Source organism: Streptomyces sp. NPDC020489 (genome assembly GCF_044386545.1).
In the GTDB taxonomy this organism is placed as follows: Bacteria; Actinomycetota; Actinomycetes; order Streptomycetales; family Streptomycetaceae; genus Streptomyces.
On the sequence record NZ_JBIRUZ010000004.1, the window covers coordinates 222,540 to 244,757 of the forward strand.

Sequence of the window (22,218 nt, forward strand, 5' to 3'; positions counted from 1 at the left end):
GCCGTGACGGCCATTTCCCTCGGCGTCCCCGAGGTACCGGTCCGGCCGATCGCCGAGCGGCGCGTGTCGCGCCAGATCATGGTCGGGCCGGTGGCGGTCGGGGGCGGGGCCCCGGTCTCGGTGCAGTCGATGACGACGACCCGTACGTCCGACATCGGCGCCACGCTCCAGCAGATCGCCGAACTCACCGCGTCCGGCTGCCAGATCGTCCGCGTCGCCTGCCCCACGCAGGACGACGCGGACGCGCTGGCCACCATCGCCCGCAAGTCGCAGATCCCGGTGATCGCGGACATCCACTTCCAGCCCAAGTACGTGTTCGCCGCCATCGAGGCGGGCTGCGCGGCCGTACGCGTCAATCCCGGCAACATCAAGCAGTTCGACGACAAGGTCAAGGAGATCGCGCGGGCCGCGCAGGACCATGGCACCCCGATCCGGATCGGGGTCAACGCGGGATCGCTGGACCCGCGGCTGCTGAAGAAGTACGGGAGGGCGACCCCGGAGGCGCTCGTCGAATCGGCGCTGTGGGAGGCGTCGTTGTTCGAGGAGCACGGCTTCCGGGACATCAAGATCTCCGTCAAGCACAACGACCCCGTGGTGATGGTGGGGGCGTACACGCTGCTCGCGGAGAGGTGCGACTACCCCCTGCATCTCGGGGTCACGGAGGCCGGCCCCGCCTTCCAGGGCACGATCAAGTCGGCCGTGGCCTTCGGCGCCCTCCTCAGCCGGGGCATCGGCGACACCATCCGGGTCTCCCTGTCCGCGCCGCCCGCCGAGGAGGTCAAGGTCGGCATCCAGATCCTGGAGTCGCTGAACCTGAGGCAGCGGCGCCTGGAGATCGTGTCGTGTCCGTCCTGCGGGCGCGCCCAGGTGGACGTCTACAAGCTGGCCGACGAGGTCACGGCGGGCCTGGAGGGCATGGAGGTGCCCTTGCGCGTCGCGGTCATGGGATGTGTGGTCAACGGACCCGGAGAGGCGCGGGAGGCCGACCTCGGGGTCGCCTCCGGCAACGGCAAGGGGCAGATCTTCGTCAAGGGCCAGGTCGTCAAGACCGTCCCCGAGTCCAAGATCGTGGAGACCCTCATCGAGGAGGCGATGAAGATCGCCGAGCAGATGGAGCAGGACGGCGTCGCGTCGGGGGAGCCGGCCGTCACCGTGAGTTGAACAGCACGGACCGAAGGGGGCCCGAGCGTGACCATTCTGGAGACCATCCGGGGACCACGCGAGCTACAGGCGCTGTCCGAAGCGGAAGTCGGCCAACTGGCCGAGGAGATCAGGGAGTTCCTGGTGCAGGCGGTCGCCAGGACCGGCGGACACCTCGGGCCCAACCTGGGGGTGGTGGAACTGTCCATCGCGCTCCACCGGGCCTTCGAGTCGCCGGTCGACCGCATCGTGTGGGACACCGGCCACCAGAGCTATGTGCACAAGCTGCTGACTGGGCGTCAGGACTTCTCCAAGCTGCGCGGCAAGGGCGGCCTGTCCGGCTACCCCTCGCGCGAGGAGTCCGAGCACGACATCGTCGAGAACAGCCACGCCTCCACCGCGCTCGGCTGGGCCGACGGGCTCGCCAAGGCCCGCGACGTGCGGGGCGAGCAGGGGCACGTGGTCGCGGTCATCGGCGACGGGGCGCTGACCGGCGGCATGGCCTGGGAGGCGCTGAACAACATCGCGGCGGCCAAGGACCGGCCGCTGATCATCGTCGTCAACGACAACGAGCGGTCGTACTCGCCGACCATCGGGGGCCTCGCCAACCACCTGGCCACCCTGCGCACGACCGACGGCTACGAGAAGTTCCTCGCCTGGGGCAAGGAGGTCCTGCTGCGCACCCCGGTCGTGGGCAACACGGTCTACGAGTCGCTGCACGGCGCGAAGAAGGGCTTCAAGGACGCGTTCGCGCCCCAGGGCATGTTCGAGGACCTCGGGCTGAAGTACGTCGGCCCGATCGACGGCCACGACATCGGCGCCGTCGAATCGGCGCTGCGGCGCGCGAAGCGTTTCCACGGGCCCGTGCTGGTCCACTGCCTCACGGAGAAGGGCCGCGGGTACGAGCCCGCCCTGGCCCACGAGGAGGATCACTTCCACACCGTCGGGGTGATGGACCCCCTCACCTGCGAGCCGCTCTCGCCGTCGGGCGGGCCGTCCTGGACCTCGGTGTTCGGCGACGAGATCGTCGCGATCGGGGAGGAGCGCGAGGACGTCGTGGCGATCACGGCGGCCATGCTGCATCCGGTCGGGCTCGGCAAGTTCGCCGCGCGGTTCCCGGACCGGGTGTGGGACGTCGGCATCGCCGAGCAGCACGCGGCGGTGTCCGCGGCGGGGCTCGCGACCGGCGGTCTGCATCCCGTCGTCGCCGTGTACGCGACCTTCCTCAACCGGGCCTTCGACCAGCTCCTGATGGACGTCGCGCTGCACCGGTGCGGGGTGACGTTCGTCCTGGACCGGGCCGGCGTCACGGGCGTGGACGGGGCCTCGCACAACGGCATGTGGGACATGTCGATCCTCCAGGTCGTCCCCGGACTGCGGATCGCCGCGCCCCGGGACGCCGACCAACTGCGGGCGCAGCTGCGGGAGGCGGTCGCCGTGGACGACGCGCCGACGCTGGTGCGGTTCCCGAAGGAGTCGGTGGGGCCGGTGGTCCCGGCCGTGGACCAGGTGGGCGGGATGGACGTGCTGCACCGGGGCGAGCGGCCCGAGGTGCTTCTCGTCGCGGTCGGTGTGATGGCGTCCGTCTGCCTCCAGGCCGCCGAGCTGCTTGAGGCGCGGGGCATCGACTGCACGGTCGTGGACCCCCGGTGGGTCAAACCCGTCGACACCGCGCTGCCGGGCCTCGCGGCGGAGCACCGGCTGGTGGCCGTGGTCGAGGACAACAGCCGGGCCGCCGGAGTGGGCGCCTCGGTGGCGCTGGCGCTCGGGGACGCCGAAGTCGACGTACCGGTACGGCGGTTCGGGATCCCGGAGCAGTTCCTCGCGCACGCCAAGCGTGGTGAGGTGCTCGCCGACATCGGTCTGACGCCGGTCGAGGTGGCGGGACGGATCAGTGCGAGCCTGGCCGTGCAGGCACAGGCGGAGGTCAAGGAGACTGCTGGATGACCACGGAGTTCGACCTCGGCAGACTCCTGGCCGAACGCGGCGCCGAGCGCTACGAGTTGCACACCAGGTACCTCAACCACCAGCTCCCACGCATGCTGCACACCATCGGCTTCGACAAGGTCTACGAGCGGGCCGAGGGCGCGTACTTCTGGGACGCGGAGGGCAACGACTACCTGGACATGCTCGCCGGGTTCGGGGTGATGGGCCTGGGGCGCCATCACCCCGTGGTCCGCAAGGCGCTGCACGACGTCCTCGACGCCCAGCTCGCCGACCTCACCCGCTTCGACTGCCAGCCGCTGCCCGGACTCCTGGCGGAGCGGCTCCTGACCCACAGCCCGCACCTGGACCGGGTGTTCTTCGGCAACAGTGGCACGGAGGCGGTGGAGACCGCGCTGAAGTTCGCCCGGCGCGCCACCGGCAGGCCGCGCGTCCTGTACTGCGAGCACGCCTTCCACGGGCTGACCACGGGCTCGCTGTCGGTCAACGGTGAGGACGGCTTCCGTGACGGCTTCGCCCCGCTGCTGCCCGACACCGCCGTACCCCTCGGCGATCTCGACGCCCTGGCGCGGGAGTTGCGCAAGGGAGACGTCGCCGCCCTGATCGTCGAGCCCATCCAGGGCAAGGGCGTGCACGAGTCCCCGCCCGACTATCTGCGCGCCGCCCAGGAACTGCTGCACCGGCACAAGGCGTTGCTGATCGCCGACGAGGTCCAGACGGGACTCGGCCGGACCGGCGACTTCTACGCCTACCAGCACGAGGACGGCGTCGAGCCGGACCTGGTGTGCGTCGCCAAGGCGCTCTCCGGCGGCTATGTGCCGGTCGGCGCCACGCTCGGCAAGGACTGGATCTTCAAGAAGGTCTACTCGTCGATCGACCGCGTCCTGGTGCACTCGGCGAGCTTCGGGTCCAACGCGCAGGCCATGGCGGCCGGGTTGGCGGTGCTGTCCGTCATGGAGAACGAGCAGATCACCGCCAACGCCCGCGCCACGGGCGACCTGCTCAGGTCCCGGCTCGCCGCCCTGGTCGACAAGTACGAGCTGCTCGCCGACGTGCGCGGCCGAGGGCTGATGGTCGGCATCGAGTTCGGCAGGCCCAGGTCGCTGGGTCTGCGCAGCCGTTGGACCATGCTCCAGGCCGCCCGCAAGGGACTGTTCGCGCAGATGGTCGTCGTCCCGCTGCTCCAGCGGCACCGGATCCTCACCCAGGTCTCCGGTGACCACCTGGAGGTGATCAAGCTGATTCCGCCGCTGACGATCGGTGAGCGGGAGGTGGACCGGTTCGTGGACGCCTTCACCGAGATCATGGACGACGCGCACGGTGGTGGCGGGCTGATGTGGGACTTCGGGAAGACGCTGGTGAAGCAGGCGGTGGCCAATCACTGACTCGGACAACCGTCGAACTCCCGGCAGGCGCTTTTGCCTCTGAGGCAAGAAATTTGCCGCAGAGGCAAGCCTGCGGCTGAATGGGGAGCATGAGCTCTCCCGAGAACGAGCCCCCGGCGGGCGGGGCCCTTCCCGCCGTCGCGCCGCAGCTCCGTGCGCTGCGCCGCCGGGCCTCCCTCACCCTGGAGGCAGCGGCCCGGGCGGCGGGGTCGTCCCCCGCCCACCTCTCCCGCCTGGAGACCGGGCAGCGCCAGCCCTCGTTGCCGATGCTGCTCGCGCTCGCCCGCGTCTACGGTACGACGGTCTCGGAGCTGCTCGGCGAGACGGTCGCCGAACGGGACGCCGTCGTGCGCGCCGCCGACATGGAACCGACCGCAGCCGGCGGCTGGACCTACCGGCAGGCGGGCTCCCCCGGACGCGGCATGCAGGCCCTGCGCCTGCACGTCCCGTACGGCTCCCAGGGCGACATCGTGCGCGTGCACCCGGGCGAGGAGTGGCTGTACGTCCTCACCGGGCGGCTGCGGCTGCGCCTCGGGGACGCCACGCACCGGCTCACCCCCGGGGACAGCGCGCACTTCGACTCGCTGACCCCGCACCGGATCGCGGCCGAGGACCCCGACGGGGTCGAGCTGCTGTTCGTCCACACCCTGTTGCAGAGCCCCACGGCCGCGCTGTGCCTGGGCCCCACTCCTGGAGAGATGCCATGAGGGACATGGAGGAGAAGTTCCCGCGCGCCCTGTGGGTGCGGCTGCTCGTCTACATCGCGGTGGGGCACGTCTTCGCGGCGTTCATCTACCTGCTGTTCGAACTCGGCGCCAAGCAGTAGCCGGGCGGAGGCCGGGACGAACCGACGTCAGTCCAGCAGGCGCTCGCGCAGTCGCTCCCGGAGCTCCGGGGTGACGCCGAGGCCCTGCTCCAGGTAGGTGTCGACGTCGCCCCAGGTCTCCTCGATGGTCTCGAAGGCGGCCAGCAGATAGTCGGCGCGCGCCTCGAAGAGGGGGCTGAGCAGCTCCATGACCTCGGGGGAGTAGCCGGCGGACGAGCTGCTGCTGCGGTGCACCTTGTAGCGGCGGTGCTTGGCGTTGGACTCCAGGTAGTCGGCGAGGATCGCCTCCTGCTCCACGCCGAGGGCGAGCAGCGTCACCGCGACGGACAGACCCGCGCGGTCCTTGCCCGCCGCGCAGTGCATCAGCACGGGCACGCTCTCCTCGGCGAGGGAGCGCAGGACACGGGAGTGCTCGGCGGTGCGCTCCTTGATGATCTGGCGATACGAGGCGATCATGCGGTTCGCCGCCTTGCCGTCGCCGAGGATCTCGCGCAGCTGCTCGATCTCGCCGTCGCGGACCATCTTCCAGAACTCCGAGCCCTCCGCCGGGTCGCTCAGCGGGAGGTTGACGTTGCGCACGCCCGGCAGCTCGACGTCGGGGCCCTCCAGCTTCTGGTCCGAGGCGTTGCGGAAGTCGAAGATCGTGTGCAGTCCGAGCGAGGTGAGGAACGCGGCGTCCTCGGCGGTCGCGTGTGCCAGGTGGCCGCTGCGGTACAGCACTCCGTAGCGCACCCGCCGTCCGTCGACGGTCGGCAGCCCGCCCACGTCGCGGAAGTTGCGCACGCCGGCCAGCTCTGGCTCGGTCGACGGGATCTGCTGCGTCACGGGGGCTCCTCCCGGTCGGGACCGTCGCCGCGGCTCGTCGACGGGCACTTTCATGACGATACGACATCGGTTCCCGGGGCAATCAGTTGTCCACAGACGTTGCCTCCAGGCCCGCAAGCCCTTGATGATGTTGACGATTGAGCGTCCATGTTCGAATGTGTGAGGGTTTGATGCTGGAGATCTCCGAAACCGGCCGTACCTGGCTTCTCTCCGGGCCGGCCAGCAGTTACGCCGTCCACCTCACCGAGGACGACGTTCTGCTGCACCTCCACTGGGGCCCGAGCATCACGCTCGCCGACGCCGAGGAACTCGCCGCCCGGCCGCTGCCCGGCGAACGCGGATTCGAGTCCCCGCTCGACGGCCGCGAGGAGTACCCCGTCGAGGGCGGCCCCCGCTTCGTACGCCCCGCGCTGTCCGTGCGCGCGGGCGAGCGACGCGGTACCGAGTGGAGCTTCGAGGCGTACGAGACGCCGGACGGCGCCGGGGGCGACGAACTGCGGCTCCGCTTCCGCGACGGCGGACTCGCGATCACGCTCCACTACCGCATGCGCGGCGACGTCGTGGAGCGCTGGGTGGGCCTGGACAACCAGGGGCCCGACGCCGTGGAGCTGCTGCGCGCCGACTCCGCCACCTGGACGCTGCCCGAGCGCGAGGACTGGCGGCTGTCCCACCTGCACGGCCGCTGGGCCGCCGAGTCCCGGCTGACCAGTGCGCCGCTCACCTACGGCGAGAAGGTCATCGGCAGCCGCCGCGGCCACACCGGGCACCAGCACCTGCCGTGGGTCGCGCTGGACACCGACGCCACCGAGGAGCGCGGCGAGGTCTACGGCTGTGCCCTCGGCTGGTCGGGCTCCTGGCGGATCGCCGTGGCCCAACTCCTCGACGCGCGCGTGCAGATCACCGGCGGCGCCGGGTACGACGAGTCGGGCCTGCTGCGGCTGGCGGCGGGGGAGTCCTTCACCACGCCCGTCTTCGCCGGACTGTGGAGCGACGGCGGCTTCGGGGGCGCGAGCCGGACCTGGCACGCGTACCAGCGGGCGTACGTCGTCCCGGACGCGGACCGGGACCGGCCGGTGCTGTTCAACTCCTGGGAGGCCACCGAGTTCGACATCTCCGAGGAGCAGCAGGAAGCGCTCGCCCGGCGCGCCGCGGACATCGGCGTCGAGCTGTTCGTGGTCGACGACGGCTGGTTCGGCGCCCGCACCAGCGACCGCGCCGGGCTCGGCGACTGGGCGCCCAACCCGGACCGCTTCCCCGGCGGTCTGAAGCCGCTGGCCGACCAGGTGCACGCGCTCGGCATGCAGTTCGGGATCTGGGTCGAGCCCGAGATGGTCAACGCGGACAGCGATCTGTACCGGGCGCACCCGGACTGGGTCCAGTACCAGCCGGGACGAAAGCGGACGGAGTTCCGCAATCAGCTCGTACTGAACCTGGCACGCGAGGATGTCCAGGAGTACCTGTTCAGCCGGCTCGACGCGCTCCTGTCCGGCGCCCCGATCGACTACGTGAAGTGGGACTTCAACCGCAGCTTCACCGACGCCGGCTGGCCCGGCGAGCCGTATCCGCAACGGCTCTGGGTCGATCACGTGCACGCCTTCTACGCCTTGCTGGACCGGCTCAGGGCGGCCCACCCGGACGTCGCCTTCGAGTCCTGCTCGGGCGGCGGCGGCCGGATCGACCTCGGGGTGCTGAGCCGGACCGACCAGGTGTGGACCTCCGACAACACCGACCCGCTCGACCGGCTCGCCATCCAGCACGGCTTCAGCCAGATCCACCCCGCGCGCGTGATGGCCGCCTGGGTGACCGACAGCCCGAACGCCATGCTCAACGGCCGCGTCAGCTCGCTGCGGTTCCGGTTCGTCAGTGCCATGGCTGGGGTGCTCGGGGTGGGTGGCGACCTCACCCGGTGGAGCGAGGCGGAGCTCGGCGAGGCCCGTGAGTGGGTGGAGCTCTACAAGGAGATCCGGCCCCTGGTGCAGCGCGGCGACCAGTACCGGCTGCGGCCGCCGCGGGGCGGGCTGAGCGCCGTGCAGTACGTCCTCGGGGACGAGACCGTGGTCCTCGCCTGGCTCCAGGCGCAGAGCTACGGCGAGCCCGTGCCGGCGCTGCGGCTGCGGGGGCTCGATCCGGCAGCGTCGTATGCATGCCTGGAAACGGGCGAAATCCACAGAGGGGCCGTATTGCTGCATCACGGACTTCGCGTCGGTTTGCGGGGCGATTTGGATGCGACGGTTCTTCGGCTGCGGCGCGTCTGAACCTTCTGTCCGAATTGGCGCCTTCCTTCGTGTTGCGATGCGTTCATTCCAACTCGCTCTGGAATGAGGGAACCTGTGCGTCGGGCACGTGAGGAGCGTCATATCCGTGACGGTGCGTCGCCCGTCATGTTCACGTAATCCCCATATTTTTCCTGGGGTTTGGAGAGCTGGAGGCGGACGTAATGCACGCAGGGTGACCGGTAATTCCCGCAGCGGATCACGAGAAACGCATGCGCGTGGAACCTCTTACTTGTCGCTTTGCGTCCTGCTCGCTTACGTTCGCCATCCATCCGGACGGACGCCCAATCCTGCCGCCGCCCGGAGTCCCCACTACTCACCCGTGAACGGCAGGAGCGGGGGACCCACAGGTACAACGCCTGTTCCGGTCTCCGGAACGGCTAGGGGTTAAGCCGCGCCTCGGTGCGGCCGGGCATCTCCAGCTCGCACCCGACAGCTCACCTCGCAGGCGCCGGAGAGGAATTCGCCATGCCCGCGAAGGGTAAGCACCGCCGTCCGAAGGCCCAGCGCCTGACCCGCTCGATCGCCGTCGCCGGTACCGGCGGAGCGGCACTCGCCCTCCCGCTGATGGGTGCCGCAGGCGCCCACGCGGCCCCCTCGCAGTCCCCTGCGGAAAAGGCCGTCCAGTCCCTTCCGGCCGCCGAGAAGACGACTGTCGACAAGGTGGCGGAGAAGAAGAGCGCCGCGAACACCGCGACCGTGCGCACCTATTCGGTGCGGGCCGGTGACTATCTTTCGAAGATCGCCGACGAGCAGCACGTCAGCGGCGGCTGGCAGAAGCTCTACTCCGACAACCGCGAGGTCGTCGGCTCCGACCCGTCGCTGATCCACCCCGGTCTGAAGCTGACCCTCGGCAAGAAGGGCGCGGCGAGCGCGCAGAAGTCGGCGGACACGTCCACGAGCACCCGGAAGTCCTCGTCCTCCGCGTCGAGTTCGTCCTCGCAGTCCTCCTCGAAGTCGAGCACGACGGCCGCCGCCCAGAGCAGCGAGTCGACCGGCGCGAGCAGCAGCGCCGCCGGCTTCACGCTCCCGGTCGCCGGTGCCACCGTCGGCACGCCGTACCGCATGGCCGGCAGCATGTGGTCCAGCGGTTACCACACCGGCGTCGACTTCGTCGTCCCGACCGGCACCCCGCTCAAGGCCGTAGGCGCCGGCACGGTCGTCTCCGCCGGCTGGGGCGGCGCGTACGGCAACCAGGTCGTCATCAAGCTCGCCGACGGCTACTACGCCCAGTACGCCCACCTGTCCTCGCTCTCGGTCTCGTCCGGCCAGACCGTCGCCGCGGGCCAGCAGGTCGGACTCTCCGGCGCGACCGGCAACGTCACCGGTCCGCACCTGCACTTCGAGATCCGCACCACCCCGGACTACGGCTCGGACGTGGACCCGGTCGCCTACCTCCGCGCGAAGGGCGTCTCCGTCGGCTGACGCCCACTCCACGTGCCACCGAAGGCCGGACCCCGATCCCCGGGTCCGGCCTTCGGTGTCGGCGTGGCTGCGTGCGTGACCGCCGCGTTGCGTTCTTGTGGCACGGGCGCCCGGGGCATCGACAGGAAGGGGTGGATGGGGCCAGAGTGATCCCGGCCGTCGCGTAAGCGCTTTCTGTCCCCGCTCGCTGCCACGGGGACCTCGGCGGCACACGTTCCCCGGGCGCCGCACGGTGGCCGACCGGCCCTTTCGCAGAGGAGCAAGATGACGACCACCCGTAGAGCCTTCGGGGCGCTCGCCGCCGGTGCCGCGCTCGCCGCCCTCGGCCCCGCCGGGAACGCCGCCGCCGGGCCCCGCCACCGTCGCCTGATCGCCCACGACGACTTCCGCCACGGCCTTCGCCAGTGGGCCGTGGAGCTGGAGAAGGGCGGCACCGTCACCGCCTCCCGCGGCACCCTGGAGGTCGAGGTACCGGCCGGCGCGACGATCTGGTTCAGGAAGCGGCTCGAAGGGCCCTACGTCATCGAGTACACGGCCACGCCCGTGTCCGAGGGCGGCGTCAACGACCGGGTCTCCGACCTCAACACCTTCTGGAACGCGGTCGACGTCCGTTCCCCCGAGGACCTCTTCGCCACCCGGCGGGGCGGGGCGCTGGCCGAGTACGACCACCTCCGGACGTACTACGTCGGCTACGGCGCCAACTCCAACACCACGACCCGGCTGCGCCGCTACGTCGGTGAGGCCGGCGTCCGTCCGCTGATCTACGACTACACGGAGCCGCTGCTCGTGGCGAACGAGCCCCACCGCGTCCGGATCGTCTCCGACGGCTCCACCCAGCAGTGGTGGACCAACGGGCGCCTCGTCTTCGACCACACCGACCCGCAGCCGTACACCAGCGGGCACTTCGCCTTCCGGACGACGTGGAGCCACTTCCGCCTGCGCGACTTCCGGGTATGGCGGCTGAGCCCTCAACGCCTCTGATCGGAGGCCTATTCCGGGCTTGGGAAACACTTTAGGAGTGGCTTATCTCACCGCCCGTCAATCCTCCCTTACGGTCGCGTAGGTCACATTCGAAGGTGAATCATGGGCCGACGTGGCAGACGATTCGAAGAGTGACAGCAGAGCAGTGATCGGGTCGTACGTTGCGGTGGGGGACAGCTTCACCGAGGGCGTCGGCGACCCCGGCCCCGACGGGGCGTTCGTCGGCTGGGCGGACCGCTTCGCGGTGCTCCTGGCGGACCGGCGCCCCGAGGGCGCGTTCACGTACGCCAACCTCGCGGTACGCGGGAAGCTCCTCGACCAGATCGTCGAGGACCAACTTCCCAAGGCCGTGGCCCTCGCACCGGACCTGGTCTCCTTCTGCGCGGGCGGCAACGACATCCTCCGGCCCGGCAGCGACCCCGACGAGGTCGCCGAGCGCTTCGAGCGGGCGATCGCCCGGCTCTCCGAGGCGTGCGGCACCGTGATGGTGACCACCGGCTTCGACACCCGTGGCGTGCCCGTGCTCAAGCACCTGCGCGGCAAGATCGCCACGTACAACGGACATGTGCGGGCGGTCGCCGACCGCTACGGCTGTCCCGTGCTCGACCTGTGGTCCCTGAAGACGATTCAGGACCGCAGGGCCTGGGACGGCGACCGGCTCCACCTGTCGGCCGACGGGCACACGCGCGTGGCGCTCCGGGCCGGCCAGGTGCTCGGTCTGGAGGTCCCCGCCGACCCCGACCAGCCGTGGCCCCCGCTGCCGCCGCGCGGCACCCTCGACATCCGGCGCGACAACGTGCAATGGGCGCGCGAGTACCTGGTGCCGTGGATCGGGCGCCGGTTGCGCGGGGAGTCCTCGGGCGACCATGTGACGGCGAAGGGCGCGCTGTCGCCGGACGACATCAAGATGCGGATCGCGGCGGTCGCCTGACGAGCGCGTGGCGGCCGCCCCGGACGTGACCGCGCGGGTGCGGGTGCGGGTGCGGGTGCGGGTGCGGTCCGGTCTCCGGGCCGGCGTCGGGTGGCGGTGTGCCGTCACCCGACGTCTGGCTCCCGGAAGGGCCGGAACACGCAGGCCTGTTCCGCGTACGACCGTCGCGGGCGTCGCCGCGGCCCTCCGGCCCTGAGGCCGGGCGGTGGCTGCCCGGTGTCGCCGCACCGGCGGCCGGGGCCGTCACCTCCGGCGTCCTGCCAGAAGCCCTCGCCCACGCGCGCGCGATGCCGTCGGCACGGGGCGTGCCGTCGGTACGGGGACGGATCAGGGTGACGGCGTCGGTGAGGGCGGCTTGCGGAGGGGGCCGAACGGCCGGCGGGTGCCGCTCAGGCCCCGATCCACCGGCGAAGTGTCTCGACCGTGTTCTCCGGCGCGGAGTTGAAGCACAACCGGATGCCGGGCGCCTCCTCGACGAGGAGGTTGACCAGTCGTTCGAACAGGACGGTGTGCTCCGGCATCATCCGGACCCCGCCCCCGATCATCGCCAGGCCGAACGTGTCCGCCCGGAGGGCTTCCCGGACGGCCGCCTCGGCGTCGTCCGCCGCGGTCCCGATCAGACAGGACCGCACATCGAACCCCGCCTCGCGCAGTGCCGTGTGTGCCGCCTCGATCCGGGCCGTGAAGGCCTCCTCGTCGATCCCCGCGGGCAGCCGGCTGTAGTCGAGCACCCGCGGGTCCAGCCCGACGGACAGCACCTTCGTCGTGCTCGGCAGGGGAGCGGAGGCCGTCGGACGGACCATGGGCGGGACCCTCTTCTGTCGACGGAGGGCCGGGGCGGCTCCCTCAGCCCTCCTGCGCGCTCAACGTGCCGGTCCCCAGCCCGAGTTCCCGGGCCAGCGCGTCGTCAGCCCACTCCCGCGCGCGGGCCCGGGACACCGCTTTCGGGTACGAGGTCAGCTGCACGGCGAGACCGTCGAGGAACGCCGTCAGGCGCAGGGCCGAAGCCTCGGGGTCGGGGCACCGGAACTCGCCCGCGGCCACGCCCTCCCGGACGACCTCGGCGATCGCCGCCTTCCACTGTCCGTCGAGATCCCGGGTGACCTCCTGGAGCGCGGGCTCGCGCAGCGCCGCCGCCCAGCCCTCGATCCACAGCCGCCAGCCCTTGGCCTGGCCGGTCGGGGCGTACCAGCGCACGGCCGACCGCAGTCGGCGCAGCGCCGTCGTCCGCCGGCCGAGCAGCTTGCGCAGGTGGGCGAGGTCGTCCGCGGCGGCGTGGGCGAACGCGGCGGCGACCAGCTTCTCCTTGGTGGAGAAGTGGTAGAGCACCAGCGCGTTGCTCACCCCCAGCGCCGCGGCCACGTCGGCGATCCTGACCGCCGCCACGCCCCGCGCCTCGATCTGCTCCACGGCGGCCCGCAGCAACTCCGCACGCCGCTCGGCCACGCCCAACCGCACTCTCGCCACGCGGTCACCCTATCCAGGCGGGGTCCGCCGGGGCCCGGACCGTGGGACGGCCGCCGTCACCGGTACCACCCGAACCGCTCCGCGATCACCGGCAGCCGGTCCTCGACGATCGCGTGCGCGGCGGCCCGCGGTGACGTGCCGTCGGCCTCCGCGCGGGCCAGCATCAGATCGACCAGGGCCCGCATGGCGCGGCGGGTGTGTGCGAAGGCCTCGTCGGCGTCGGGGCCGATGTCACCGAACAGGGTCCACCACCACCAGGCGTTCGTCCCGGAGTTCACGACCACGTCGGGCAGGACGGTCACCCCCCGCGCGGCGAGCAGCGCCTCCGCGGCGGGCAGGACGGGCATGTTCGCGGCCTCCACGATCCAGCGGGCGGTGATCCGGCCCTGGTTCGCCGCGTCGATCGCGTACGACACGGCCGCGGGCACCAGTACCTCCGCGTCGGCGGACAGCCAGGCCTCGCCTGGCAGGTCGCGGTCGCCGGGGCGCAGCGCGGCACGGTCCACGGTGCCGTACGCGTCCCGCGCCCGCAGCAGTGCCTCCACGTCCAGCCCGGCGGGGTTGGCGATCGTGCCCTTGATGTCGGCGACGGCCACGACGGTGAGCCCCGCGCGCGTGAGGAAGCGTGCCGTGGCCCCGCCCATCGTGCCGAGCCCCTGCACCGCGACCCGCGTCCCGGGGTACGGCACGCCGGCCCGGTCCAGGGCCGCGAGCACCGACTCGGCGACCCCGCAGCCGCCGACCAGTTCGTCCAGGCCGATGCCGTCCACCTCCACGGCGAACGCGTCCGCGAGCCGTCGCCGGGCCGCCCTCTCGTCGTCGAGCAGCGGATACACGGCCTGTATCGAGGAGACGAGCCCGGCCTCGGCCACTGCCCGGTCCACCAGGTCCTGGGTGAGCCCGAGATCCTCGCCCGTGGTCCACACACCCTCGACGTACGGTCGCGTCGCGCGCAGGAAACGCACGAGGATCCCGTACGCCGCCGGGTCCCGCGGGTCGCAGTCGATGCCGCCCTTGGCGCCGCCCAGGGGGACGTAACGGCTCTCGGGGTCGTAGTGCAGCGCCTCCTTCATGGTCATGCCGCGGGCCAGTCCGGTGACCTCGTCCAGGGTGCAGCCCTCGCGCATGCGCAGCCCGCCGCTGGCCACGCCCCGGACCAGCCGGTCGACGACCAGGAAGCCCTGGCGGCCGGTGACGTGGTCGGTCCAGGTGAGCGAGAGCAGGGGGGTGGTCATCGGGGGTCTCTCCTGGGCGAGGGGGCGGGCACGGGGCCGGGCGGTCGGGCGCACTACTGAACGGCGAGTCAGTATCCGGAGGCGGTCGGGGTGCTGTCAACGCGGGCCGAAACCGGTTGACGCGCGCAGAGCCGGCGCTGTTGGGTCCTCCTGGGGAAGGCACCGGTCGTCGAAGGGAGCGAGGGCGTGGCGAACGTCGTCGAGTTGTCGTACTACCCGGTCAAGGGATGCGCCGGGATCTCGGCGAGCGAGGCCGTGGTGACACCGGCCGGGCCGGCCCACGACCGCGCCTTCATGGTGGTGAGCGAGGACGGGGTCTTCCGGACCCAGCGCCGACACCCCCGGCTCGCGCTGATCCTGCCCGGCATCGACGCCGCCGGCGAGCGGCTGACGCTGCGGGCGCCGGACCACGGCGAGGTGGCCGTCGACGTCGACACCACCGGGGCCCGCCGACCGGTCGACCTCTTCGGCACGCCGTACCGGGGCATCGACCAGGGCGACACCGCGGCCGGGTGGCTCTCCGAGGTGCTCGGCGTGCCGAGCCGACTGGTGCGGGTGCCGCCGGACCACGACCGGGTGACCGACGGCAGGACCCCGGGCACCGCGGGCTGGGCCGACAGCGGTGCCCTGCACGTGCTGTCGCGGTCCAGCCTCGACCTGCTCAACGAGAGGATCGCCGAGCGGGGCGGGGAACCGCTGCCGATGAACCGGTTCCGCCCGAACATCGTGATCGACGGCTGGGACGTCCCGCACACCGAGGACCGGGTCCGGCGCGTCCTGGTCGGCGATGCCGAGCTGGCCTACGCCAAGCTCGCCGTCCGCTGCGCCGTCACCCTGGTCGACCAGGAGCGCGGCGCCAAGGCCGGCCCGGAGCCCATCCGTACGCTCGCCGGATACCGGCGCGGCACTGTCGGCACCGTGTTCGGCGTGAAGTTCTCCGTGCTGCGACCGGGCAAGGTGGCGGTCGGCGACGAGGTCGACGTCCGGGAGTGGGGCGCGTCCGAGGCGCGGTTCACGCCGCCGTGACCGGGGCGACCCCGGTCTGTCGGCGGGGCCGACCATAATGGAATGCCTCACCGACTCCACCTGGAGGTACCGTGTCCGGTTTCCGTTCCCCGAGCTCCGGGTTCCGCGCGCTGCGGCCCGCGGCCTTCGGTGTGGATCCGAGCGGTGAACGCCTCGCGCGCATCCGTAGATCGCCGCACTTCAAGGACGGGGTCTTCCAGAACCCGGGCGGCGTGGCCCGCACCCGGCCGTCCGGTTCGATGCTGGAGTTCGCCAAGGTCTTCTTCGACAAGGACGAGCGGCCCCGCCGGTCCCCCGGGGGCCGGATCCCGGTGCACCCGACCACCCTCGCCGACATCGCCCGGCCGCCCGCCACCGGGCTGCGGCTGACCTGGATGGGGCACTCCAGCGTGCTCGCCGAGATCGACGGGCAGCGCGTGCTCTTCGACCCGGTCTGGGGCGAGCGCTGCTCCCCGTTCCCCTTCGCCGGCCCCAAGCGCCTGCACCCGGTGCCGCTCCCGCTGGCCGCGCTCGGCCCGGTCGACGTGGTCGTCATCTCCCACGACCACTACGACCACCTGGACCTGCCCACGATCAAGGCGCTGGCGGGCACGGACACCCTGTTCGCGGTGCCGCTCGGCGTCGGAGCCCACCTCGAGCACTGGGGCGTCCCCGCCGACCGGCTGCGCGAGCTGGACTGGCACGAGGCCACCCAGGTCGGCGGCCTCACCCTCACCGCCACCCCGGCCCGCCACTTCTGCGGTCGCGGCCTGCGCAACACCCAGCACACCCTCTGGGCCTCCTGGGTCGTCGCCGGCGCGGAGCACCGGATCTACCACAGCGGTGACACCGGCTACTTCGAGGGCTTCAAGGACATCGGCGCCCAGCACGGCCCCTTCGACGCCACGATGATCCAGATCGGCGCGTACAGCGACTTCTGGCCCGACATCCACATGACCCCCGACGAGGGCATGCGCGCCCACCTCGACCTTCAGGGCGGGCCCGCGGGCGGTCCGCTGCTGCCGATCCACTGGGCCACCTTCAACCTGGCCACGCACCCGTGGGCGGACCCGGGGGAGGGCACGCTCGCGGCGGCCCGCAGGGAAGGGGCCCGGGTCGCCCTGCCCCGGCCCGGCGAGCCCTTCGAGCCCACCTCCGAGACGGTGCCCGGCGAGCCGTGGTGGCGCGGGGTCGCGGCGGCCCCGGTGGGTGGGTGGCCCGCGGACGGTGTGGTCGCCGCGACGGCACCGCCGACCGACACGGCCCGTGACCTTCCCGGTGCCGCCACCGCGGGCACCGGGGACCCCGAGACGGTGCCCGCAGGCTGAGCGCGAGCCTGGGAACGGCTGACGGCGAGGGCCGGGGAGCAGGACGCTCCCCGGCCCTCGCCGTTTGTTCGTGACCACTTCTGACCAGGTTCGATCGGAGTCTGGCGATTACGGAACAGGCAGTCGCGGGGCTTATCGGGCTGTCGTACGAAGCCTCATACCAGAGCGGGACGCTCTCCGTACGAGTTTGTCAACTGCCCATCGCATGTGATGCCGCGCCGACTACTGTGAGTGTCCGTCGAGCGACGCAGCGCCGAATTCCCGGCGCTCTCGACCGACGCCGCGATGGCGCATGCCCTGCCGGCGCGCCACGCGGATTCAGACCGGATCAGACCGGGATCAGGGAGCGGGGTCCGGTACGTGCAGCCGCGAGCCGGAGGAGGGAGTCGACGCGATGGGGAGCCCCCCAGCTCGACCGCAACCGGGCACCGGGGGAAGCCGGTGACCGACGACCGCGTCGGAGCACGCCCCACCAGGAGCGGGCGCACCCGGCAACCGGCGGGAGCGCGCCCCGGGCCCAGGGAGCCCGGCCGCGGACACCCGAGCCCGCCCGGCGACCCGGCCCGACGGACCACCAGTACGAGGACACCGATGTCTCAGCTCCGCGCACCGGCGCCCCGCGCAGACCGCCGTGAGGGCGGCCGGCACGGAAGGCCGACCGCCCGGCCCGCACCCGCGCTGCCCGAGACCCACATACGGCCACAACTGCTGCGGCTGGCCGTCCTGCCCCCCATCGCGGTCGCCCTCAGCGCCTCGGCGGCCGTCCTGTTCACCGTCCGCTCCACCGGCGCACAGCCCGGACTCACCCTGTGGGGCGTGCTCGCGGGCGCCTTCTCCGTCACCCTCGCGGGCATTCTCATCGCCGCCGTCGCCGCCGACCGCGCCGCCGGGGCGGTCAGCGACCGCATCGGCGCGCTCCGGCGCACCAGCGCGCGCGGCGAGGCCGACCTCAAGGCCCTCGTCGAGGCCCTGCGACGCGGCGAGGGCCCACCCCCGCGCAAACCGCGCGGCGGCCCTCCCGAGGACGCCGACGACTTCGACCTGCTCGCCGCCGACCTGACCCGCGCCCACGACGGCGCCGTCACCGCGGTGGTCCAGGCCGCCCAACTGTCCAGCCAGGCGGGCAGCGAACAGAAACTCGAGGTCTTCCTCAACCTCGCCCGGCGCCTGCAGTCGCTCGTCCACCGCGAGATCTCCATCCTCGACGAGCTCGAGAACGAGATCGAGGACCCCGACCTCCTCAAGGGCCTCTTCCACGTCGACCACCTCGCCACCCGCATCCGGCGGCACGCCGAGAACCTCGCCGTGCTCGGCGGCGCCGTCTCCCGCCGCCAGTGGAGCAACCCCGTCTCCATGACCGAGGTGCTGCGCTCCGCCATCGCCGAGGTCGAGCAGTACTCCCGCGTCAAGCTCGTCCCGCCCATCGACGGCACCCTGCGCGGGCACGCCGTCGCCGACGTCATCCACCTGCTCGCCGAACTCGTCGAGAACGCCACGGTGTTCTCCGCCCCGCACACCCAAGTCCTGCTGCGCGCCAACCTCGTGACCGCCGGACTCGCCGTCGAGGTCGAGGACCGCGGCCTCGGCATGCCGGTCAACGAGCAGAACAAGATGAACGCCCTGCTCGCCGACCCCGACCAGGTCAACGTCGGCAGCCTGCTCGCGGACGGCCGGATCGGCCTGTTCGTGGTCTCGCAGCTCGCCCGGCGGCACGGCATCAACGTCCGGCTCCAGACCAACATCTACGGCGGTGTGCAGGCCGTACTCATCGTGCCGCAGGCCCTGCTGGGCGCGGACCAGGACGTGCCGGGTGCCGTCCCGCGCGCACCCTCGCCGCCACAGCCGGGCACGGGGGCACCGGCGGCGGGTCCGATGGGCGGGACGGGGACCGCCGTACCACCGCAGCAGTACCCGTACGCCGGAACCCAGCCCGGAGCCGGGGCCGTCGGGGACACCGGGCCGCAGCGCGTCGTACCGTTCACGCCTCGCCGCCCGGAGCAGGCCCCGCGGGCCACGGCCCCGGAGCGGGGTGACGGCGATCCGGTGCCGCTCCCCGTCCGCGGCACCCACCAGGAGCGGCCCAACCCGGCCGAGGCCGTCCCCGGCATCCGTCCCGACGACCGGCAGCACGTCGCCGAGACGACCGGCGCACCGCCGACCCCGCGCACCGGCACCGTGCGCGGCACTATGGGCAAACCCCAACTGCCCCGCCGCCGCGCCCAGGAGCACATCGCACCCCAGCTGCGCGACGGCCCGGCGGCACCGCGCCCCGAGAACGAGCACCTCGTCGGTCACGACCCGGGGCTCATGGCGGCCTTCCAGCGCGGCATCGGCCTCGCCGAGGCGCAGCAGCACCTGGAGGCGGACCCCACCGGGTCGGCCCCCTCGGCCGGCGGCCACCCCCCGCACCTGGAGGCGACCCGCTTCGACACGGACCGGACGCCCTCCCCGTACCTCGACGCGACGTACCCCGCCCCGGACCGCACGCAGCCGGACACCGCCCGCCGGGACGCGCCGCCCCACGACGTCCCCGCCATGGACCCGGCCCGTGCGGCCGAGGTGCGCGGCGCGCACGACGGCCTGTCCGCGGCCCGCCCCGAACACACCCCCACCCGGCACGACGGGAGCGCGACAGCCGGATGACGACCCCCCTCTCCACCCCACCCCCCAGCGCTCCCGTAGACCTTCGTACCTCAAGGAGTCGATCCCCCATGGCGAGCGAAGCGCCGACCGGCCAGGTATCCGATCTCGACTGGCTGATGAGCGGCCTCGTGCAGCGCGTACCGCACACCACCAGCGCCGTCCTCCTCTCCTGCGACGGGCTCGTGAAGTCGGTCCACGGCCTCGACACCGACAGCGCCGACCACATGGCCGCCCTGGCCTCCGGCCTGTACTCGCTCGGCCGCAGCGCCGGGGTCCGGTTCGCCGACGGCGGGGACGTCCGCCAGGTCGTCGTCGAACTGGACTCGACCCTGCTGTTCGTGACCACCGCCGGATCCGGCACCTGTCTCGCCGTGCTCGCCGGCCGCGAGGCGGACGCCGCCGTCCTCGGCTACGAGATGGCGATGCTGGTCAAGAGCGTGCGCCCCTACCTGGTGACCGCACCCCGGCAGCACGCAGGCGGACCGACGGCGATGAGGCCTTGAGCGTGGCGGCGGCCGGTGACGGGCCCTGGCTCGACGACGCGGCCGGACGCCTGGTGCGCCCCTTCACGGTCAGCAACGGCCGCACCAGGCCCACCATCGCGCTCGACCTGCTGTCGCAGGTGATGGTCACCGGAGCCACCCCCCTCGGCTATCTCGGCCTCGAGCACACCCAGGTGCTCGACCTGTGCCGGGCGCCTGTCTCGGTCGCCGAGATCGCCGCCCATCTGAAGCTGCCGGCGGCCGTCACCAAGGTGCTGCTGTCCGACCTCGTCGACTGCGGGGCGCTCACCACCAAGCCCCCCGAGTTCACCCACAACCCGACTGACCGGGCCCTTCTGGAGGCAGTGCTCGATGGACTACGACGACAGCTCTGACCCCTTCCCCACCGCACTGAAGATCCTGGTGGCGGGCGGGTTCGGGGTAGGCAAGACGACCTTCGTGGGCGCGGTCAGCGAGATCGCCCCGCTCAGTACGGAGGAACTGCTCACCACGGTCAGCGCCGCGACCGACAACCTCGAAGGGATCGAGAACAAGGTCGAGACGACCGTGGCCATGGACTTCGGCCGCATCACCCTCGACCCGGAACACGTCCTCTACCTGTTCGGCACGCCCGGACAGCAGCGGTTCTGGTTCATGTGGGACGAACTGTCCGAGGGCGCGCTCGGCGCGGTCATCCTCGCCGACACCCGGCGGCTGGAGGACTGCTTCGCCGCCGTCGACTTCTTCGAACAGCGCGGCCTCGGATTCATCGTCGCGATCAACGAGTTCGACGGCTCGTACCGCTACGACCCCGAGGAGGTCCGGGCCGCCATCGACCTCTCCCCGGAGATCCCCATCGTGCGCTGCGACGCCCGGATCTCCAGCTCGGGCGTGCAGACCCTGCTGACCCTCGTACGCCATCTCATCGCCCATGCCCCCGCACCCGCGCCGAGCCATGGCGCCCACAGGTGATGTCCGCACCCACCGCCACGGAGCCGCACATGACCGACACCCGCAGCGACGGGACCCGCCGATGAGGTACGACCCGGCGCGCCCGGCCGGTCGGCTGCTGCTCACGCCCGAGGACAAGGAGGCGCCCGCGCGGGCCCGCCGGCTGCACGGGCTGGGGCTCGGCGCGCGTCCGGAGCCCGTGCTCGACGACTTCGCGGACCGGCTCGCCGCGCGGACCGGGGCGCCGTACGCCATGGTCAACTTCATCGACGAGAACCGGCAGTTCTTCGCCGGCCTGCACACCCCGGACGCCCGGCCGGTGGTGACGGGCGAGGAGACCAAGCCGGAGCTCGGCCGCCATCTGGAGCGTGACCACGGCTTCTGTCCCCATGTGGTGGTCCGGCGCAAGGCGCTGGTCCTGGAGGACGTCTGCGACTATCCGCGGTTCGCCGGCAACCCGGTCGTCGACGAGTTCGGCATCCGTTCCTATCTGGGCGCCCCGCTCGTCGACAGCACCGGCATGGTGCTGGGCACGGTGTGTGTCGTCGACGTGGAGCCGCGGCCGTGGGGGAGAGGGGGCCTCGAGACCATCAAGTCGTCGGCCGCGGAACTGACCGCCAGGCTGGAGCGGATGGCGGTGGACGGCCTCCCGCTCTGAGGCCGCGGCCGTCGGGGGGCCGCAGCCGTTGGAGGGCGTTCGGGGGAGGAGGGTCTCAGACCCCGCCCCGCCAGATGTTGTCGAACGCCGAGTTCTCTATCGCCCGTCGCTGCCGCACGCCCTCCAGTTCCATCACCGCGTCCCCGACGGCCGCCAGCACCGCCGTGACGGTGTCGTCGGTCAGGTCGTCCGGAGCCTCGGCCGGCTCCTCCTGGAGCCCGGCGGCGGTGGCCAGTGCGGCGAGGACGGGCTCGGCGGAGGCCCGCCGCTCCTCCGCGCGGGTCCGCTCCGGCGAGTCGAGCAGCACGGTCCGCCCGGTGCGCACCGGGATACGGCGGCCCCGGGCCCGGGTCGCCAGGCCCTGCGACTCCAGGGCGGCGGCGTAGGCCGCGGACAGCCCCTCACCCCGGCGCCACAGCCAGTCCTCGACCGACTCGTACGGCTCCTGTCGTACGACCGAGGCGCCGGCATCGTCCAGCAGGGCGTCCCCGGTCCGCGGCGGCGCCCCGGGCACGATCCGGTCGGAGTCGACGGTGAGCGCACCGGCCTCCACGAGGTCCAACAGCTCGGCACCCGCGAGCGCGAGCGAGACGTCGCCCTGCTCGACCGGGGTGCCGGGCGCCGCCGCCAGCGCGAGTACAGCGAGATCACGTGCGGTGTTCATGTGCGGCTCCCCGTCGGTCCGGTACGTCCCTGCGCATACCAACGGGCATCCCCCG

Annotated in this window: 21 protein-coding genes and 1 riboswitch; of the genes, 16 read left to right on the forward strand and 5 right to left on the reverse strand. The window is 72.2% G+C overall.

Going from position 1 to position 22,218, the window contains the following annotated elements:
* Positions 1 to 3 precede the first annotated feature (3 nt).
* The 5 genes from ispG to ACH41F_RS11455 all read left to right on the forward strand — a co-directional run bounded on the left by ispG (position 4) and on the right by ACH41F_RS11455 (position 5,295).
* A complete protein-coding gene (gene ispG, locus ACH41F_RS11435) occupies positions 4 to 1,161 on the forward strand; it encodes a flavodoxin-dependent (E)-4-hydroxy-3-methylbut-2-enyl-diphosphate synthase (protein WP_398834496.1) in 1,158 nt (385 codons plus the stop codon).
* 27 nt (positions 1,162 to 1,188) lie between these two features.
* Positions 1,189 to 3,087: a 1-deoxy-D-xylulose-5-phosphate synthase gene (gene dxs / locus ACH41F_RS11440; protein ID WP_398834498.1), complete on the forward strand. Its 1,899-nt coding sequence runs from the start codon at positions 1,189 to 1,191 to the stop codon at positions 3,085 to 3,087.
* On the forward strand, positions 3,084 to 4,469 hold the full coding sequence (locus ACH41F_RS11445) for an aspartate aminotransferase family protein (RefSeq protein WP_398834501.1): 1,386 nt from the start codon (positions 3,084 to 3,086) through the stop codon (positions 4,467 to 4,469). Before dxs ends, ACH41F_RS11445 begins: the two co-directional genes overlap by 4 nt.
* Before the next feature lie 89 nt (positions 4,470 to 4,558).
* Positions 4,559 to 5,176: a helix-turn-helix domain-containing protein gene (locus ACH41F_RS11450; RefSeq protein WP_391235157.1), complete on the forward strand. Its 618-nt coding sequence runs from the start codon at positions 4,559 to 4,561 to the stop codon at positions 5,174 to 5,176.
* Entirely contained in the window at positions 5,173 to 5,295 is a 123-nt protein-coding gene (locus ACH41F_RS11455) for a DUF6126 family protein (RefSeq protein WP_391235156.1), read from the forward strand. The genes ACH41F_RS11450 and ACH41F_RS11455 overlap by 4 nt, the downstream gene beginning before the upstream one ends.
* 27 nt (positions 5,296 to 5,322) lie before the next feature.
* Here ACH41F_RS11455 and ACH41F_RS11460 read toward each other — a convergent pair whose 3' ends face one another.
* Entirely contained in the window at positions 5,323 to 6,120 is a 798-nt protein-coding gene (locus ACH41F_RS11460; protein WP_391235153.1) for a tyrosine-protein phosphatase, read from the reverse strand.
* A gap of 170 nt (positions 6,121 to 6,290) precedes the next feature.
* On the opposite strand from ACH41F_RS11460, the gene ACH41F_RS11465 reads away from it, so the two are divergent.
* The 4 genes from ACH41F_RS11465 to ACH41F_RS11480 all read left to right on the forward strand — a co-directional run bounded on the left by ACH41F_RS11465 (position 6,291) and on the right by ACH41F_RS11480 (position 11,730).
* Positions 6,291 to 8,375 carry an alpha-galactosidase gene (locus ACH41F_RS11465; RefSeq protein ID WP_398834505.1) on the forward strand — a complete coding sequence of 695 codons (2,085 nt, stop codon included), beginning with the start codon at positions 6,291 to 6,293 and terminating at the stop codon, positions 8,373 to 8,375.
* A 305-nt stretch (positions 8,376 to 8,680) separates the two neighbouring features.
* Positions 8,681 to 8,857: riboswitch (cyclic di-AMP (ydaO/yuaA leader) on the forward strand.
* Positions 8,858 to 8,861: 4 nt separating this feature from the next.
* Complete coding sequence (locus tag ACH41F_RS11470) at positions 8,862 to 9,818, forward strand: peptidoglycan DD-metalloendopeptidase family protein (RefSeq protein WP_398834508.1); 957 nt, start codon at positions 8,862 to 8,864, stop codon at positions 9,816 to 9,818.
* A 264-nt stretch (positions 9,819 to 10,082) separates the two neighbouring features.
* A complete protein-coding gene (locus ACH41F_RS11475) occupies positions 10,083 to 10,799 on the forward strand; it encodes a DUF6250 domain-containing protein (protein WP_391235147.1) in 717 nt (238 codons plus the stop codon).
* A 145-nt stretch (positions 10,800 to 10,944) separates the two neighbouring features.
* Entirely contained in the window at positions 10,945 to 11,730 is a 786-nt protein-coding gene (locus tag ACH41F_RS11480; RefSeq protein WP_391235640.1) for a GDSL-type esterase/lipase family protein, read from the forward strand.
* Positions 11,731 to 12,119: 389 nt separating this feature from the next.
* On the opposite strand, the gene ACH41F_RS11485 is transcribed toward ACH41F_RS11480, so the two are convergent.
* The 3 genes from ACH41F_RS11485 to ACH41F_RS11495 are packed head-to-tail and all read right to left on the reverse strand — an operon-like array spanning position 12,120 to position 14,432.
* Entirely contained in the window at positions 12,120 to 12,533 is a 414-nt protein-coding gene (locus ACH41F_RS11485; RefSeq protein WP_398834511.1) for a hypothetical protein, read from the reverse strand.
* 43 nt (positions 12,534 to 12,576) lie between these two features.
* Entirely contained in the window at positions 12,577 to 13,197 is a 621-nt protein-coding gene (locus tag ACH41F_RS11490) for a TetR family transcriptional regulator C-terminal domain-containing protein (protein ID WP_391235143.1), read from the reverse strand.
* A 56-nt stretch (positions 13,198 to 13,253) separates the two neighbouring features.
* On the reverse strand, positions 13,254 to 14,432 hold the full coding sequence (locus tag ACH41F_RS11495) for a Glu/Leu/Phe/Val dehydrogenase dimerization domain-containing protein (RefSeq protein ID WP_391235141.1): 1,179 nt from the start codon (positions 14,430 to 14,432) through the stop codon (positions 13,254 to 13,256).
* A 186-nt stretch (positions 14,433 to 14,618) separates the two neighbouring features.
* Here ACH41F_RS11495 and ACH41F_RS11500 point away from each other — a divergent pair, with 186 nt between their 5' ends.
* The 7 genes from ACH41F_RS11500 to ACH41F_RS11530 all read left to right on the forward strand — a co-directional run bounded on the left by ACH41F_RS11500 (position 14,619) and on the right by ACH41F_RS11530 (position 21,499).
* A complete protein-coding gene (locus tag ACH41F_RS11500) occupies positions 14,619 to 15,458 on the forward strand; it encodes an MOSC N-terminal beta barrel domain-containing protein (RefSeq protein ID WP_391235139.1) in 840 nt (279 codons plus the stop codon).
* A 71-nt stretch (positions 15,459 to 15,529) separates the two neighbouring features.
* Entirely contained in the window at positions 15,530 to 16,765 is a 1,236-nt protein-coding gene (locus tag ACH41F_RS11505) for an MBL fold metallo-hydrolase (protein WP_391235137.1), read from the forward strand.
* 591 nt (positions 16,766 to 17,356) lie between these two features.
* Positions 17,357 to 19,408: an ATP-binding protein gene (locus ACH41F_RS11510; protein ID WP_398834515.1), complete on the forward strand. Its 2,052-nt coding sequence runs from the start codon at positions 17,357 to 17,359 to the stop codon at positions 19,406 to 19,408.
* 68 nt (positions 19,409 to 19,476) lie between these two features.
* A complete protein-coding gene (locus tag ACH41F_RS11515; protein WP_391235133.1) occupies positions 19,477 to 19,911 on the forward strand; it encodes a roadblock/LC7 domain-containing protein in 435 nt (144 codons plus the stop codon).
* A 2-nt stretch (positions 19,912 to 19,913) separates the two neighbouring features.
* Positions 19,914 to 20,285 carry a DUF742 domain-containing protein gene (locus tag ACH41F_RS11520; protein WP_398835358.1) on the forward strand — a complete coding sequence of 124 codons (372 nt, stop codon included), beginning with the start codon at positions 19,914 to 19,916 and terminating at the stop codon, positions 20,283 to 20,285.
* A complete protein-coding gene (locus ACH41F_RS11525; protein WP_391235131.1) occupies positions 20,263 to 20,862 on the forward strand; it encodes an ATP/GTP-binding protein in 600 nt (199 codons plus the stop codon). The genes ACH41F_RS11520 and ACH41F_RS11525 overlap by 23 nt, the downstream gene beginning before the upstream one ends.
* Positions 20,863 to 20,923: 61 nt before the next feature.
* Positions 20,924 to 21,499: a GAF domain-containing protein gene (locus ACH41F_RS11530; RefSeq protein WP_398834520.1), complete on the forward strand. Its 576-nt coding sequence runs from the start codon at positions 20,924 to 20,926 to the stop codon at positions 21,497 to 21,499.
* 55 nt (positions 21,500 to 21,554) lie between these two features.
* On the opposite strand, the gene ACH41F_RS11535 is transcribed toward ACH41F_RS11530, so the two are convergent.
* Positions 21,555 to 22,163, reverse strand: coding sequence for a GPP34 family phosphoprotein (locus ACH41F_RS11535; RefSeq protein WP_398834523.1), 609 nt, complete (start codon positions 22,161 to 22,163; stop codon positions 21,555 to 21,557).
* Positions 22,164 to 22,218: the final 55 nt, after the last annotated feature.